Below are 14,806 nucleotides of genomic sequence, written 5' to 3'. Positions count from 1 at the left end.
GCAGAGCGCTGTCGGCAGCGAGCTCGTCGAGCAGCGCGGCCCCGGCCGCCAGCCCCTCCCGGGCCTGCGCGGCCGAGGTGGGCTCAGCTCCTGTCCGACGGGCCGCCGTCCGCGTCCACGTCCTCCTGGACGACCAGGGCCAGGCCGCCGAACGGGCCCAGGGAGACCCGGAAGCTGCCCAGCTCGTCGACGTGCGCCACCACCTCGTCGGTGGTCAGGTCGACGACGCGTGCGCCGGCGGGCAGCACCTGCGACATCACGGTGCCGCGCAGCTCCTCCTCCGCGAAGTTCAGCACCGTGACCTGCAGCGTGCCGGCGGCGAGCCGGTTGACGAGCACCAGCATCGCGGCGTGGCTGCCGTCGGGGACGTCCAGCAGCGTGCCGGTCGCGATCCCGGCGGACTCGCGGACGGCCAGCAGGTCGCTCAGGCGGGAGGCGAACGACCGCGGGTCGTCCAGCTGCTCGGGCAGCGTGCCGTACAGCGACGTCGCGCGCGGCATGCCCGAGGCGGACTGGTGCGTGTCCGGGTTCCACCCCATCAGGTCGTGCGCGCCGCGCTCCAGCCACCGGGTGTCGCCGGTGCGGATGAGGCTCTTCACCTGGTCGCGGGGGAGCGGCAGGGTGCCGCACAGGTCCCAGCCCGAGAGCGCGAAGACCCCGGGCTGCCAGGCGTTGTACATCGCCAGCAGCAGGTGGGCCGAGCGGACCCGCTCGACGTCGTCGGCGCTCAGCGCCTCGAGGTCGCTGATCTCGAGCGAGGCGGTGATCACCGAGGCGGTGGTACAGGCGATGCCGTTGTGCGTGAAGATCGCGTTGTACGGCCCGGCCTCGCCGGTGAGCTTCTGTCGCAGCGTCTCGCGCACGTGCTCGGCGAGGTCGGCGCCGGCCATCTCGACCCCGCCCAGGGTGTAGACGTCGTCGCTGTGGGTGGTGGCGAAGTGCACCAGCTCGTAGGTGAGCTCGTCGTGGTTCTGCAGCGCGTGCACCAGGGACGCCTGGTCGATGCCGGTCTTGAGCCCCTCGCGCAGCACCAGCCGCAGGAACTCCGTGTCGCCCGTGGCGAGGGCGTGGTGGTAGGCGGGCCGGGTGACGAAGTCGTAGGACAGGTCGGGGCCGGACTCCGAGGTCGCCTTGATGGCGTCCATCGTCAGGTTCAGCTCCTGGAAGGTGAAGCCGCCGACCTTGCGCACCATCGAGCCGATCAGCTGGTTGGCGGCCTCGGACAGCGGGTGGCCCTCCGACCAGGCCGGCGACTCCTCGGCCGAGCGCTCGACGCCGAGGAACCCGTTGGCGTCCAGCCGCAGGCCTCCCGAGCCGAGGTCGAGCAGGGAGTGCAGGGCGTCGCCCATCACCAGCCGCATCCCGGCGAAGGTGGGGTCGAGCCAGTTGATCGAGGGCTGGCCCGCCTTGAAGTAGTGCAGGTACACCCAGCGGCGGCGCCCGCCCTTGGTGTCCGTGACCGGGGCGGTGGCGCTCCAGTTGGTCTCCTTGACGCCGGGCTCGTAGAAGATCACGCGCTGCAGCTGGCCGATGATGTAGCCCGCGTCCTGCAGCTTGCGCTCGGTCTCGGCGTCGAGGTTGACCGAGTCCTGCCCCTCGGGGACGTCGGGCAGCAGGTGCCAGTCGTCCTCGGGGATCTCGACCATGTGATAGATGCCCGGGTAGTCGCGGTAGTTCATCTCGGCGAGCCGGAAGTCCGCGCCCTTGCCGGTGTGCCCGGGGACGATGTCGTCGATGATCGTGCCGCCGTGCAGCGCGGCGCTCTCGCACATCGCGCGGAACTCGTCCTCCGTGCCGAACAGCGGGTCCATCGCCATCGCGATCCGGTCGAAGTGGCCGTCGATGCTCGGCGTCGGCTCCCAGCCGGTGATGCCGCCGGCCATCTTCACCGGCCCGGTGTGCACGGCCTTGATCCCGATCCGCTCGAACGCCCGCCACAGGTCGTCCGACCCGAGCGCGCTGAGGAAGGACTGCCCCCGGCCGGTGATCAGCGACAGGGGATAGGCGGTGAACCACACCGAGGCGGTCTCGACGGCCTGGCGCGGGTTCGGGTGGGCGTACGGGTTGTTCCACATGCTCGACTGGCCGGCGAGCTGGCGCGCCATCATCGTGGCGTCGCCCAGCATCGACTGGTTCACCAGCCACTCCACGTAGGCCTTGTTCGTCCCGACCGGTTCCAGGGGCGGGGTCAGGTCACCGGTGAAGGTGAGCTTGCGGCGGGCGCGCGGGCGCAGCGAGCGCGGACGGGCCGGGTAGAACTGCTCGTCGAAGTTGACCTCCGGGACGCCGTCGCCGTCGTCCCCGGGACCCTCGACGCCCGGTGCCGGGATCGGCGCCATCCCCTCGACGACGGGCTCCTCCGGCGACGGCTCCGACCTCACGCGTCCACTCCCTTCGTCACGGCTGTCACGAAATGCACCTCATCGAACCATGCAGGTCGCACGCCTGCGCGGGCAGGCGCGCGGAGGCCGGTGACGGAGGATGTGTACGATCGTACCAACGCGGCGCCGGCCGGCCCGCCGTGCCCGACGCCCGAAAGGCAGCCCACAGAGCCGTGTACTCGCTCCTCCTCGCGATCATCTACATCGCCTTCGTGAGCCTCGGGCTCCCGGACTCCCTCGTCGGGGCCGGCTGGCCGGTGATGCACCAGGACCTCGGCGTCCCCGTCGCCTTCGCCGGCATCGTCACGATGATCATCGCGAGCGGCACCATCCTGTCCAGCCTCGCGTCCGAACGGGTCACGCGCCGGTTCGGTGCGGGCGCCGTCACGGCCGTCAGCGTGGGTCTGACCGCTGCCGCCCTGGTGGGCTTCTCCGCCTCCGGCTCCTTCTGGATGCTGTGCCTGTGGGCCGTCCCCTACGGGCTGGGAGCAGGTGCGGTCGACGCGGCCCTCAACAACTACGTGGCCCTGCACTACGCCGCGCGACACATGAACTGGCTGCACAGCTTCTGGGGGCTGGGTGCGTCGATCAGCCCGTTCGTCATGAGCTACGCGCTCACCTCGAGCCTGGGCTGGTCCGGCGCCTACCTCGTCATCGGCGTCGTCCAGGCCGCCCTCACGGTCGTCCTGCTCGCCAGCCTCCCGCTGTGGGGGAAGGTCAACCCGGTCCTCCCGGCCGGGCGCGCCGCCGACGCCGGGGCGGCGGACGACGCCGGGAGGGAGCCGGCGTCCGGCGGCAGCGCTCACGTCCCGCTGGCGCAGGCGCTGCGCATCCCCGGCGTCGTCCTGGTCCTGACCGCCTTCTTCGCCTACTGCGCGCTCGAGAGCACCTCGATCCTGTGGGCGTCGACGTACCTGGTCACCGATCGCGGGGTCGACCCTGCCACCGCGGCGGCGTTCGCCTCGCTCTTCCTGCTGGGGATCACGTGCGGGCGGTTCCTGGCCGGCTTCTTCGCCGACCGGGTCGGCGACAAGCAGCTGATCCGTGGTGGCTTCGCGGCGGTCGGCCTCGGGGTGCTGCTGATCGCCGTCCCCGTGCAGACCGACGTGCTGGCGCTGGCCGGGCTCGTGGTCGCCGGGCTCGGGTGCGCGCCGGTCTACCCGGCGATCATCCACTCCACGCCGGCCAACTTCGGCCGCCACAGCTCGCAGGCCGTCATCGGCATCCAGATGGCCGCGGCGTACACCGGCTCCACCCTCGCGCCACCGCTGTTCGGCGTGCTGTCGGGCTGGGTGGGGGCGTGGGTCTTCCCGCTGTTCCTCGCCGTGCTCGTGGTGCTCGGGCTGCTCATGTCCGAGCGCCTCAACCGGCTCGTCGCGCGCCGAGCACGGGCCGACGACGTGGTCCTGCGGTCCTGAGGCGACCGCCGCCGGGCCTGGCGTCGACCTCGGCGTCGACCTCGGCGGGGGCGTCAGCGGGGCTCGCCGGCCAGGGCGCCCCGCAGGGCCGAGGTGAGCGTGGGCCGCGGGTCGGTCGGGTCGCGGCGCGCCACGGCGTGCAGCAGCAGCCCCTCGGAGGCGGCGGCGACGGCGACGAACGCCGCCTGCGGGTCCGGCGCCCCGAGCCGCGCCAGCACCGGCACGGCCCAGGCGGCGAGGGCGGCGCGGCCGCGCGTCGCGCGCTCGCGCAGGTCGGGGTCGTGGCTGGCCTCGAGGAAGATGGCGAGGCGCGCGGTGGTGGCGACGATGTCGGGACCGGTCGCGTGGGCGTACCAGGCGCACAGGACGTCGACCAGCTCGTCCGGGGTCTGCGGCTGCGGCACCGACCCGACGCCCGCGAGGTCGCGGGCGGCCAGCTCGTCGGCGACGCCCGCCAGCAGGGCGGCGCGGGTGCGGAACCAGTTCGACGTCGACCCGCGGGGCAGGCCGGCGCGCTCGTCGACGCGGGCGTGCGTGAGCGCGCGCACGCCGGCCGTGCCCACCAGGTCGATCGCGGCGTCGAGCGCCCGCGTCCGCGTGGTGGGCAGCGCCGGGGCCGGCGACGGCGAGGCTGCGGGTGGCGGCACGCGAGCACTCTAGCGTTGGTGCGCCTCCGCTACTACAGAGATAGTAGACACGCCACTACGGCAGTAGTAGCGTCGTGGCATGGACGGCACCACGAGCCGCGCGGGCGGGGCCGCGGCACTCCCCGGAGCCCCCGCCGTGCCGGCGCTGGAAGGCGTGCGGCACGAGTACGTCCAGGTCGGCGACCTGCGGATGCACGTGGCCGAGGCCGGGCCCAGCGACGCGAGCGCCACGACGTCGGACGCCACGCCGGTGCTGCTGCTGCACGGGTTCCCCGAGCACTGGTGGCAGTGGCGGGCGGTCATCCCGCTCCTGGCCACCGACCGTCGGGTGATCTGCCCCGACCTGCGGGGCTTCGGCTGGACCGACGCGCCGCGCGACGGGTACGACATCGCGACGCAGACGGCTGACGTCGTCGGCCTGCTCGACACGCTCGACCTGCCGCGGGTGCACGTCGTGGCGCACGACTGGAGCGCCCTCGTCATGTTCCAGGTCGCGCTCGAGACGCCGGAGCGGGTGGCGAGCCTCGTCAGCCTCACCGTGCCGCACGTGTGGCTGCGGTTCGACCTCCGCCTGCTGGCGCTCCTGCGGCACTCGTGGTGGAGCCCTCTCCTGGCGACGCCCGGGGTCGGGGCGTGGGCGCTCCGCGGCGGTCGCCAGCGCCTGCAGCGGCACCTGCTGTCGTCCTACCGGGACGTGCCCGGGGCGATCGGGCCGCAGGACGAGGAGCTGTACCTCGAGCGGCTGCGCGACCCCGCCCGGGCGCGTGCGGGGTCGGCGCTCTACCGGGACCTGATCCTGCGCCAGGAGGTGGCCATCCTGCGGGGCGACTACGCGGGCCGCCGGCTCGAGGTGCCGACGATCGCGCTGATCGGGGCCGGCGACGTGCTCTCCGACGTCAGCCTCCTGGGCGGTCACGAGGACCACGCCGACGACTTCGTCCTCGAGCGGCTCGAGGACACCGGGCACTTCGTGCCGGAGGAGCGCCCCGAGCGTGTCGCCGACGCCGCGCGCAGCCTGTTCGCGCGGGCCGCCTGACCGCGGCCGCGCCGTCAGGCCTTGGCGGCCGTGGCGCCCTCGACCGGCGGCTCGGCCGACCACGGGAAGGTGATCCAGCGGTCGGTCAGGCGCCAGGAGAAGTCCGGCGCGAAGACGGACGCGGGCTTGGTGTACAGCACGGCGCTGCGCACCTGCGCCCCGTGGCCGTCGAGCATCTCCATGACCAGCTTGAGGGTGCGCCCGGAGTCCGCGACGTCGTCGACCACCAGCACGTTGGCGCCCGGCAGCTCGGCGGTGTCCATGAGCGGCGGCAGCACGCGCGGGTCGGGCAGCGTCTTGCCGATGTCGGTGTAGAACTCGACGTTCATGGTGCCCACGCCCTTGGTGCCGAGCGCGTAGGCGACGGCGCCGCCGGGCACGAGCCCGCCGCGGGCGACCGCCACGACGACGTCGGGCACGAAGCCGCTGGCGACGACCTGGCGCGCCAGGTCCCGCACCGCCACGGCGAACGCGTCCCAGGTGAGCACCTCGCGCTCGGCGGCCGCGGGCGCCTCGGCCGGAACCTCGGACGGCGCCGCCGCCGGGGGAGTCTCGGGGGAGGTCATGGCCCGACGGTACGCGCGCCGCCCGGGGATCACGAAAGCGGCGACCGCGGGTGCGCGGTCGCGAGGGCCGGGACGACGACGGCGGGCACCCCGGGCCGGGGTGCCCGCCGTGGTCGGGCGGTCGGTCCGCGCCGCGCGGCGCGGACGCGGGCTCAGCGTGCCGTCACTGTGCCGTCACTGTGCCGTCACTGTGCCGTCACTGGGCGTCGAGGATGTCCACGACGAAGATCAGGGGCGAGTTCGCCGGGATCGCGCCGCTGGCCTGGTCGCCGTAGGCCTGGTCGGCCGGGACCACGAGCAGCACCTGCGAGCCGACGGTCTGGCCGGCGAGGCCGTCCGTCCAGCCCTTGATGACCCCGTTCAGCGGGAAGCTCGTCGGGGCGCCGCGCTCCCAGGAGGAGTCGAACTGGGTGCCGTCGAGGAGCCAGCCGCTGTACTGCACAGTGACGGTCTGGTCGGCCGCGACCTCCGGGCCCGAGCCCTTGATGAGCGGCTGGACGACGAGCTCGTCCGGGGCCTCGTAGCCCTCGGGGATCTCGATGCTCGGCTTGCCGGAGTCGTCGAGCGTGACGGTCGGCAGGCCCTCGGCCGGCGTGACGGCCTCGCCCTCCGCGCGGGTGGGCACGGTGCGGGCGTCGGTCACCTCGCCCACCGTCACGTACGTCACCGCGTTGCCCGAGGCGTCCTGCGCCGGGTTGGCGAAGACGAAGCGCGCGCCGACGTGCTTGCCGGACAGCGCCTCGTACAGCTGCGGGATGATGACGTTCTGGTCCAGCAGCACCGACTCGGCGCTGTCGTCGGCGTACGTGTCGCCGAGCTGGCTGGCGTCGGCGCCCGAGTAGACCACCGAGTGGATCGTCAGCGACTGGCCGTCCTCGAACTCGGCGCCGTCGCCGTCGGACACCACGTGCACCGTGCCGGTGGAGACGGTCAGCGGCGCGGTGAACTCCACCGTCGGCGCCTTGCCGGCGTCGCCGGAGACCTCGACCGACTCGACGGCCGCGACGTCCTCGGCCGTGGGGGCCGGCGCCTCGGAGGCGGAGGCGGAGGCGGACGGCGACGCCGAGGGCGAGGCCCCGTCGTCGGAGCCGCAGCCGGACAGGACGAGCGCGGCGCCGAGAACGACCGCTGCCGCGGCGCCGGGGATGCGGAGCTTCACAGGTGCTTCCTTCGATCGGGGTCTCGTGCACCCTACCCGCCGAAGCCGGACGTCCCGTGCGGCCCGTGTGCGGGCCCCGTGCGGACCGGGCGCCGCCGCGCGCGGGCGCGCGACAATGGACGCATGCCCTCCTCGCGACGCTCCTCCCGGCGCCCCTACGGCACCGAGCACGTGCCGGTCGACGTCGAGCGCGCCCTCGGCGGCGTCCGCCACGTCTCGGACGGCGACGGCGAGTGGACGGTGCGGCGCGTGACAGGGGACAAGACCTACCGCTGCCCGGGCTGCCAGCAGGAGATCCCGCCCGGCACGCGGCACGTCGTGGCGTGGGCGCGCGACGCCATCGGCGGGGAGGTCGCCGGCCTCGAGTCGCGGCGGCACTGGCACGCGAGCTGCTGGGAGCGCCGGTCGCGGCTGCGCTGAGACGTCCGCCCGCCCGCGGCCCGGGGCGCCCCGCCGCGGCGCGCGCGCAGGATCGCTAGGCTCGAGACGATGAGCTCCCAGACGCACGAGATCCGCTCGATGACCGTCCTGCCGGCCCGCCGGGAGGACGTCGAGCTGCACACGGCCGACGGCCTCACCCTCGTCGGCGAGCTGGCCCTGCCGCGGGACCGCGACCCGGTCGCGACGCTGCTGACCCTCCACCCGTTGCCGACGCACGGCGGGTTCATGGACAGCCACGTGTACCGCAAGGCGGCGTGGCGGTTGCCGGCGCTCGCGGACCTGGGGGTGCTGCGGTTCAACACCCGCGGCACGAGCTCGCCGCGCGGCACCTCCGAGGGCGCGTTCGACGGCGGCGAGGCGGAGCGGTACGACGTCGCGGCGGCCCTCGAGCTGGCCGAGTTCCGCGAGCTGCCGCGGCCGTGGCTCGTCGGCTGGTCGTTCGGCACCGAGCTGGTGCTCAAGCACGGCGCCGACCCGAGCGTGGAGGGGGCGGTCCTGCTGTCGCCGCCGCTGCACCGGGCCACCGACGCGGACCTCGACCGCTGGGCCCAGTTCGGCCGCCCGCTCGTGGTGCTCGTGCCGGAGCTCGACGACTACCTGCGCCCCGACGAGGCCCGCCGCCGGTTCGCCCGCGTGCCGCAGGCCGAGGTGATCGGCGTCGACGGCGCCAAGCACCTGTGGGTGGGAGAGCCCGCCGTGCGGCGCGTGCTCGACGAGATCGTCCAGCACGTGCTGCCGGGCCACCCGCCCCTGCCGACCACCTGGGACGGCGACGTCGCGCACGCCGGTGCCGCGGCGGCGACCACCCCGGGGGCCCCGTCCACCACGGCCTGAGAGGACGACGATGACCTCCACGACCCTCGCCCTGCACGAGCTCCACGACGGCGGCGGGGTGCCGCTCGTCCTGCTGCACGGGTTCCCGCTCGACCATCGCATGTGGGCCCCGCTCGCCGGGCACCTGCCGCCGGGCATCCGGGCGCTGGCGCTCGACCTGCCCGGTGCCGGCCACAGCCCGCTGGGCAGCATGGCCCCCAGCCTGGACGCCGCCGCGGCGGCGGTGCACCGCACCCTCGTCGGCGCGGGGGTGGCGAACGGGATCGTCGTCGGGATGTCCATGGGCGGGTACGTGGCCCTCGCGCTCACCGAGCGGCACCCCGGCTTCGTCGACGGGCTCGCCCTGGTCGACACCAAGGCGAGCGCCGACCCGGAGGAGGTCCGCACCCGGCGCCTCAAGATCGCGCACGAGGTCGAGATGAACCAGACGGTCGACCCCGTGCTCGCCATGCCCGCGACCCTGCTGGGCGCCACCAGCCTGCAGCGCCGCCGGCCCCTGCTCACGACGCTGGAGACCTGGGTGCGCGGGCAGTCGCCCGCCGGGGTGGCGTGGGCGCAGCGCGCGATGGCCGACCGCCCCGACCGCACCCACGTGCTGCAGCAGTTCGACGGCCCGGTGTCCGTGGTCGTGGGCGCCGAGGACGCGATCACCCCGCCGGCCGAGGCCGAGCAGATGGAGCGCGCCGCGCGGGACGCCGCCCTGACGGTGGTGCCGGGCGCCGGGCACGCGAGCCCCGTGGAGGACCCGTCGGCGGTCGCCGCGGCGCTGGCGCTGCTGCACCGGCGCGTCGTGCGCCACCGCTGACCCCCGCGCACGACGAAGGCCGTGGACCCGGAGCGGTCCACGGCCTTCGTCCTCCCCGGCGCGACGGCGCCGGGGGTGTCGGCGCTCGGCGGCGTCAGCGCTTGGCGGCGGCCTTCGCGTCGGCCTCGGCCTCGGCGTCGACCTCGGCGTCGGCCGGCGTGACGGCCGTTGCGCCCTCCGCGGGCGCGGTCCCGGCGTCGCTGTCGGCGTCGGCCGCGTCCTCGGCCGGCACCACCGCGGGCTCGGCGGCCTCGGGCTCGGCCGCCTCCTCCGGCGGTGCGGGGACGGGACGCTCGGCCGGGCGGGCGCCGTCCTGCGTCGCCCGCGCCGCGGCGGCGCGGGCTGCCTGGGCGGGGGTGCTGCCGGCCACCGCGGAGACCGACCCCACCGGCACCGCACCGCTGACGGCGGGCGCCTCGGGCGACGCCGGGGCCTTCTCGCCCAGCAGGCCGCGCAGCTCGTCGAGGTAGGTGTTGATCGACTCGTGCTTGCGCGTGAGGTCCTGGAGCTGGCGCTGGGCGGTGCCGCGCTGCTGCTCCGCCTCGACGCGGGCGTCGTTCACCGTCTGCTCGGCGAACTCGCGCGCCTCGGCGACGATGCGGTCGGCGGTGCGGCGGGCGTCCGCCACGAGCTGCTTGACGTACGCGTCGGACTCCGAGCGGACCTTCTCGGCCTGCTGCAGCGCCGTGGCGACGCGCTTCTCGGCCTCGGCGGCGTGCTCCTCGGCGGTGCGGATGAGCTTCTCCGTCTCCGCCTTGGCGGTGGCGTGCCGCTCGGCGGCCTCGCGCTCCACGTCCTCGCGGCGCTGCGCGGCCTCGAGCTCGGCGTCGGCGAGGGTGCGGCGGGTCTGCTCGCGCAGCCGCTCCAGCTCGGCGGTCACCTCGTTCGACGCCTCGGCCGCCTCGTGCTTGGCGTCGGCGATGATCCGGGCGGCCTCGCGGCGGGTGCTCTCGAGCAGCTCGGTGGACTCGCGCTCGGCGTCGTCGCGCAGGGCCGCGGCCTCGGCGGCGGCCTGCGCGCGCAGCTGCGCGGTCTCCCGCTCCGCGTTGACGCGCAGCTCGGTCACCTCGCGCTCGGTGGTCGAGCGCAGCACGCCCAGCTCGCGCTCGAGGCTGGCCCGGCGCTCCGACTCCTCGGCCTGCACCGTGCTCGTGATCAAGGCGGCCTCGCGCTCGGCCGAGCCGATGAGCTCCTCGGCGCGGCGCTGGGCGGCCAGCAGCGTGCCCTCGGCCTCGGCCGACGTCGTCGTGCGGATCTCCTCCGCCTCGCGGCGGGCGCTGGCGAGCATCTCCGCGACCTCGCCCTCGGCGCGCGAGCGGACCTGGCCGGCCGACAGCTTGGCGCGCGCCATGACGTCCGCGGACTGCTGGTTGGCCTGCGTGAGCACCGCCGCCGACTGCTCCTCGGCGGAGCGCAGGAGCTGCTCGATGCGTGAGCCGAGCCCGGAGTAGGTGGGGCGGTCCGTCTCGCGCAGCTGGCGCTGGGCCTCGGCGAGCTCCGACTGCAGCTGCATCGCACGGGCGTCGGAGGCCTCCACCTGGCGGCGGGCCTCCTCGACGGACTGCTCCAGGCGTGCGATCTGGTTCTCGACCTGTGCGCGGTCGTAGCCGCGCATGGTGATCGGGAAGAGCGAGCGCTCGTCGGACACGAGGGGACCTCCGATGGGGTTCTGGGAAGGCTGGCGACAGCCACGCCGGTTCGCTCGCGTCAGCCTAGTGGCCGGTCAGCCGCCCCGTCACCGCGGCCCGGCGCGCCGCTCCCGCGCGCCGCGCCCCGGTGAAGGGATCGTGCAGATAGCGTCCCCGCCGTGCGAGAGGGCGCCGAGGGTCGCCCCTCGGTGGACCGGCACCTGCCGTCCGTCCCTATCCTGGGATGTCACCCTCTCCCGTGACGTCGTCTGGATGTCACCCTCGAGCGCCAACCGGAAGGGAACCACTCGGTGCTGCGAAAACTGCTCGGGACGGTCCTGATCGTCCTCGGACTGGTGGCCGCCGGCCTCGGCGTCGCCTCCGCGACCGTCTGGCGGCAGTCGGACACCGTGGTGGCGACGGCGTCGCCCCAGGGCGACGGCGCGCTGGTGGTCACCGACCCCGGCGTCCTGGAGCTCGTCGACGACAGCGTCACGGTGCGGGCGACCGCGCCCGGCGGCGGCACGGTGACCCTCGCGGTCGGCCGCGACGTCGACGTGGCCGGCTGGGTCGGCGACGAGCCGTACTCCCGGATCACCGGCCTGTCCGACTGGGACGCTCTCGCCGTCGCCGCGGGCGCGCCGACGGCTTCGCCGTCGCCCACCGCCGAGGGCGAGGAGGCCGCGCCCGCCGAGCCGGCCGAGCCGAGCGGCGCCGACCCGGCGAACAACGACATGTGGGTCGCACAGGCGTCGGGCGAGGGCTCGGCGACGCTGCGCTGGAGCGACCAGCCCGGCCGCTGGTCGCTGCTCGCTGCCGGCGTCGGCGACGGCGCCCAGGCGCCCACGGTCGAGCTGACCTGGCCGCGCACCGTGACCACCCCGTGGCTGTGGCCCGGCGTGATCGCCGGCGCCGTGCTGGTGCTCGCCGGCCTGGCCGTGCTGCTGGTCCGCCGCCGGCGCCGCGGCGCGCCGACCGCGCCCGACCAGGGCGACGAGGCCGCCCCGCCCGCCGGCACCACGCCCGCCGCGGGCGACGCGGGCGCGGCCCGCGCCGAGGACCGCGGCGGCGAGAGCCTCGAGTCCCGCGCCGAGGGCCCCGCCGGGACCGGAGCCGGGACGGGAGCCACGAGCGGCGCCGCGACCGCAGCCGCGACCGGTGCGGCCGTCGCCGCCGCGGGCGGCGAGGACGGCCCGCAGCGCGACGAGCGGCGCGGCGTGCCGTTCGTCGGGCGCCGCTCGCGGCGCGCGGGCGACCCCACGACCACGCAGGAGCCACCGGCCGCCCCCGCCTGGCCGGCGACGACCGGTGCGGCCCCGTGGCCGGCACGCCCCGGGGCCGAGGCCGCGCGCCCGGACGCCCAGGGCCCGGCCGCGACGCCCGGCACCGCGGACGCCGCGCAGCCCACGACCGCCGCGATCGAGACCACGGAGCCGCCCACGACGACGGGCGCCATCCGCATGACGCGGCGCGAGCTGCGCGCCCTGGAGGAGGAGGCCCGCCGCGGCCCCGCCCGCCCCATCACCGGCCGGCTTCGCGCCCTGACCGGCCAGATCCCGGTCGTCGGCCGGGGCCAGCAGCCCGGCAGCGACCCGCAGGCGGCCTCCGCCGAGGGCGCCGCGTCCCGCGCCGGCCGCGCCGCGGCCTGGCGCGCCACCTGGGGGTTCGACGGCGGGGCGCCCCGCCCGGCCACCCCCCAGGACGCCCCGCAGGACGGCGACGGGAACGTCGCCGGCACCCACGACTCCACCGAGGGAGGCTCGCGATGACCGCCCGTCCCGCCCGCCGTGCCCGGGCCGCCGTGGCCGCCGGCGCGCTGACGCTCGTGCTCGCCCTGACGGGCTGCGCGGCGGAGCCGCCCGCGCCGAACCCGGACCCGCAGGCCAGCGGCCCCGTGCTCACCGAGGACCAGGACACCCACGTGCTGGGGGAGGTGAACGCGGTGCTCCAGGCGGCGTCGGAGAGCAACGACCCGGCGCAGCTCGAGCCCCGCCTGACCGGCCCGGCGCTGGCGATCCGCAAGAGCCAGCTCGAGGTGGCCAAGGAGCGCGGCAACGCGGACCTGGTCACGGACATCCCCGGCGAGTACCAGCAGCTCATCGTGCCGACCAACGACACGTGGCCGCGCACGTCGTTCGCCATCACCGTGCAGACGGAGGAGCTGCAGACGCCGCGCCTGCTCGCGCTGGACCAGGCGTCGCCGCGCGAGCCGTACAAGCTGTGGGGCTGGGTGCAGCTCGCCTCGGGCATCACGATGCCGGCGTTCGCGGACGCCGAGCTCGGCAGCGAGAACCTCGCCGCCGACGACGACACGCTGCTGCTGAGCCCGCAGGACGCCGTCAACCAGTACGCCGACGTGCTCACCACGGGCCGCGGCTCGGCGTTCAAGGGCACCTTCGAGGACGACGCGTTCCGCCAGCTGCTCGGGAACTTCGCCAAGACGCAGAAGGAGACGCTCGACCAGCCGAACGTCGACGGCACCTACACGATCAAGGTCACGCCGACCGAGGGCCAGGACATCAAGGCGGTGCGCACCGCCGACGGCGGCGCGATGGTCATGGCCGCGCTCACGGTGACCGAGACGATGACCGCGGTCGAGGGCGCGAAGCTGACGCCGCCGACGCGGTCCGGCAAGGCGCTGCTCGGGGACGAGGAGCCGACGAACAAGCTCGTCGACGGCTACTCGGACATGGTGGCGCTCTACGTGCCGCCGAAGGACGCCGACGCGCAGGTCAAGCTGCTCGGCTACTCCCACATCCAGACGTCCGTCTCCACGGAGTGACGCCCGGTCGTCCTTAGGATGTGCGCATGAGCAACCCGACTCCCCAGCCGAGCTTCAGTGCGCGCGGCGCCGTCGACCTGTCGGCGCTGAACCGCCCGCAGTCGCCGCCGCCCGGCGAGCCCGGCGGCGCTCCGGCCGCCGGTGGCTACGTGCTCGAGGTCACCGAGGACAACTTCCCGCAGCTGGTGCAGGACTCGGCGACGTACCCCGTCGTCGTGCTCCTGTGGATCCCCACCGACCAGGCGAACGCCGAGCTCGGCACCACGCTGGGCCGGCTCGCCGACGAGTACGCGGGCCGCTTCCTGCTGGGCCGCGTCGACGCGCAGCAGCACCCGCAGATCGCCGCCGCCTTCCGCGTCGAGGGCGTGCCCACCGTGGTGGCGGTGCTGCAGGGCCAGCCGCTGCCGCTGTTCGCCGGGGCCGCCCCGGAGGAGCAGGTGCGCGCCGTGCTCGACCAGGTGCTCGCCGCGGCCGAGCAGAACGGTGTCACCGGCCGGGCCCCGGCCCAGGGCGCGGACGGCACGCCCGCCGAGGTGCCGGAGGTGCCCGCCGAGCCCGAGCTGCCGCCGCTGCACCAGGAGGCGTACGACGCGATCGAGCAGGGCGACTACGACGCCGCCATCGCCGCGTACACCAAGGCGCTCAAGCAGGACCCGAAGGACGCCATGGCCTCGGCCGGCCTCGCCCAGGTGCGCCTGCTGGAGCGGACCCGCGACACGGACCTCCAGGCGGTGCGCGCCGCCGCCGCGGCCGCCCCGACGGACGTCGCGGCGCAGCTGGCGGTGGCCGACACGGACATGCTCGGCGGCAAGGTCCCCGACGCGTTCGACCGGCTGCTCGAGCTGCTGCCGAACCTCGACGCCGAGGGCAAGGAACAGGTCCGGGTGCGCCTCGTCGAGTACTTCGAGGTGGTCGGCCTGACCGACCCGCGCGTCATCAAGGCGCGGCAGCGGCTGGCGCTGTACCTGTACTGACCGGCACTCACCGCCGGCACGACGCGGGCCCCGGGGGGGGCGGCACCCCCGGCCCGCCCCGCGCGCGCGGGTAGGGGGGCGGGGGCGGCAGCGGGGGGGGGGGGGGGCCCCCCCGGGGGGGGCCGGCGCCGGGGG

Annotated in this window: 13 protein-coding genes; 8 read left to right on the top strand and 5 right to left on the bottom strand. The window is 75.5% G+C overall.

Annotated elements, in window-relative coordinates; translation table 11 throughout:
* Positions 1 to 83 precede the first annotated feature (83 nt).
* Positions 84 to 2,339 (bottom strand): maltose alpha-D-glucosyltransferase, encoded by a 2,256-nt coding sequence (gene treS / locus U5M74_RS11690; protein WP_410909199.1) that lies wholly within the window; start codon positions 2,337 to 2,339, stop codon positions 84 to 86.
* Between the two features lie 215 nt (positions 2,340 to 2,554).
* Here treS and U5M74_RS11685 point away from each other — a divergent pair, with 215 nt between their 5' ends.
* Positions 2,555 to 3,799, top strand: coding sequence for an MFS transporter (locus tag U5M74_RS11685; RefSeq protein WP_410909127.1), 1,245 nt, complete (start codon positions 2,555 to 2,557; stop codon positions 3,797 to 3,799).
* Positions 3,800 to 3,852: 53 nt separating this feature from the next.
* Here the strand turns inward: U5M74_RS11685 and U5M74_RS11680 are convergent, their stop codons facing one another.
* Positions 3,853 to 4,446: a TetR/AcrR family transcriptional regulator gene (locus U5M74_RS11680; RefSeq protein ID WP_410909126.1), complete on the bottom strand. Its 594-nt coding sequence runs from the start codon at positions 4,444 to 4,446 to the stop codon at positions 3,853 to 3,855.
* 79 nt (positions 4,447 to 4,525) lie between these two features.
* Between U5M74_RS11680 and U5M74_RS11675 the strand changes: the two genes are divergently transcribed.
* Positions 4,526 to 5,482, top strand: coding sequence for an alpha/beta fold hydrolase (locus tag U5M74_RS11675; RefSeq protein WP_410909125.1), 957 nt, complete (start codon positions 4,526 to 4,528; stop codon positions 5,480 to 5,482).
* A gap of 14 nt (positions 5,483 to 5,496) precedes the next feature.
* Here U5M74_RS11675 and U5M74_RS11670 read toward each other — a convergent pair whose 3' ends face one another.
* Positions 5,497 to 6,048: a phosphoribosyltransferase gene (locus U5M74_RS11670; protein ID WP_410909124.1), complete on the bottom strand. Its 552-nt coding sequence runs from the start codon at positions 6,046 to 6,048 to the stop codon at positions 5,497 to 5,499.
* Between the two features lie 196 nt (positions 6,049 to 6,244).
* Positions 6,245 to 7,207 carry an FKBP-type peptidyl-prolyl cis-trans isomerase gene (locus U5M74_RS11665; protein WP_410909123.1) on the bottom strand — a complete coding sequence of 321 codons (963 nt, stop codon included), beginning with the start codon at positions 7,205 to 7,207 and terminating at the stop codon, positions 6,245 to 6,247.
* 123 nt (positions 7,208 to 7,330) lie between these two features.
* On the opposite strand from U5M74_RS11665, the gene U5M74_RS11660 reads away from it, so the two are divergent.
* From U5M74_RS11660 to U5M74_RS11650, 3 genes are all read left to right on the top strand, one after another.
* A complete protein-coding gene (locus U5M74_RS11660; protein WP_410909122.1) occupies positions 7,331 to 7,627 on the top strand; it encodes a hypothetical protein in 297 nt (98 codons plus the stop codon).
* A gap of 69 nt (positions 7,628 to 7,696) precedes the next feature.
* Entirely contained in the window at positions 7,697 to 8,482 is a 786-nt protein-coding gene (locus tag U5M74_RS11655) for an alpha/beta hydrolase (RefSeq protein WP_410909121.1), read from the top strand.
* A gap of 10 nt (positions 8,483 to 8,492) precedes the next feature.
* On the top strand, positions 8,493 to 9,287 hold the full coding sequence (locus U5M74_RS11650) for an alpha/beta fold hydrolase (protein ID WP_410909120.1): 795 nt from the start codon (positions 8,493 to 8,495) through the stop codon (positions 9,285 to 9,287).
* A 94-nt stretch (positions 9,288 to 9,381) separates the two neighbouring features.
* Here the strand turns inward: U5M74_RS11650 and U5M74_RS11645 are convergent, their stop codons facing one another.
* Positions 9,382 to 10,935, bottom strand: a complete 1,554-nt coding sequence (locus U5M74_RS11645) for a hypothetical protein (protein WP_410909119.1) — start codon at positions 10,933 to 10,935, stop codon at positions 9,382 to 9,384.
* 291 nt (positions 10,936 to 11,226) lie between these two features.
* On the opposite strand from U5M74_RS11645, the gene U5M74_RS11640 reads away from it, so the two are divergent.
* From U5M74_RS11640 to U5M74_RS11630, 3 genes are read left to right on the top strand one after another with little or no spacing between them, the layout of a single operon-like run.
* A complete protein-coding gene (locus U5M74_RS11640; RefSeq protein WP_410909118.1) occupies positions 11,227 to 12,684 on the top strand; it encodes a hypothetical protein in 1,458 nt (485 codons plus the stop codon).
* Positions 12,681 to 13,697, top strand: coding sequence for a hypothetical protein (locus U5M74_RS11635; protein WP_410909117.1), 1,017 nt, complete (start codon positions 12,681 to 12,683; stop codon positions 13,695 to 13,697). The genes U5M74_RS11640 and U5M74_RS11635 overlap by 4 nt, the downstream gene beginning before the upstream one ends.
* A 26-nt stretch (positions 13,698 to 13,723) precedes the next feature.
* Complete coding sequence (locus U5M74_RS11630; RefSeq protein WP_410909116.1) at positions 13,724 to 14,671, top strand: tetratricopeptide repeat protein; 948 nt, start codon at positions 13,724 to 13,726, stop codon at positions 14,669 to 14,671.
* Positions 14,672 to 14,806 lie beyond the last annotated feature (135 nt).

Origin of the sequence: Puerhibacterium sp. TATVAM-FAB25, from assembly GCF_046535855.1 — a bacterium.
GTDB classification, from domain to species: Bacteria; Actinomycetota; Actinomycetes; order Actinomycetales; family Cellulomonadaceae; genus Puerhibacterium; species Puerhibacterium variabilis_A.
Note: the sequence above shows the minus strand (reverse complement) of the source record. Positions and strands in the feature narration are given on the sequence as shown.

Coding starts and splice junctions, on each gene's coding strand:
- treS (WP_410909199.1), bottom strand. CDS start 2,339: ATGGCGCCGATCCCGGCACCGGGCGTCGAGGGTCCCGGGGACGACGGC.
- U5M74_RS11675 (WP_410909125.1), top strand. CDS start 4,526: ATGGACGGCACCACGAGCCGCGCGGGCGGGGCCGCGGCACTCCCCGGA.
- U5M74_RS11670 (WP_410909124.1), bottom strand. CDS start 6,048: ATGACCTCCCCCGAGACTCCCCCGGCGGCGGCGCCGTCCGAGGTTCCG.
- U5M74_RS11660 (WP_410909122.1), top strand. CDS start 7,331: ATGCCCTCCTCGCGACGCTCCTCCCGGCGCCCCTACGGCACCGAGCAC.
- U5M74_RS11655 (WP_410909121.1), top strand. CDS start 7,697: ATGAGCTCCCAGACGCACGAGATCCGCTCGATGACCGTCCTGCCGGCC.
- U5M74_RS11650 (WP_410909120.1), top strand. CDS start 8,493: ATGACCTCCACGACCCTCGCCCTGCACGAGCTCCACGACGGCGGCGGG.
- U5M74_RS11635 (WP_410909117.1), top strand. CDS start 12,681: ATGACCGCCCGTCCCGCCCGCCGTGCCCGGGCCGCCGTGGCCGCCGGC.
- U5M74_RS11630 (WP_410909116.1), top strand. CDS start 13,724: ATGAGCAACCCGACTCCCCAGCCGAGCTTCAGTGCGCGCGGCGCCGTC.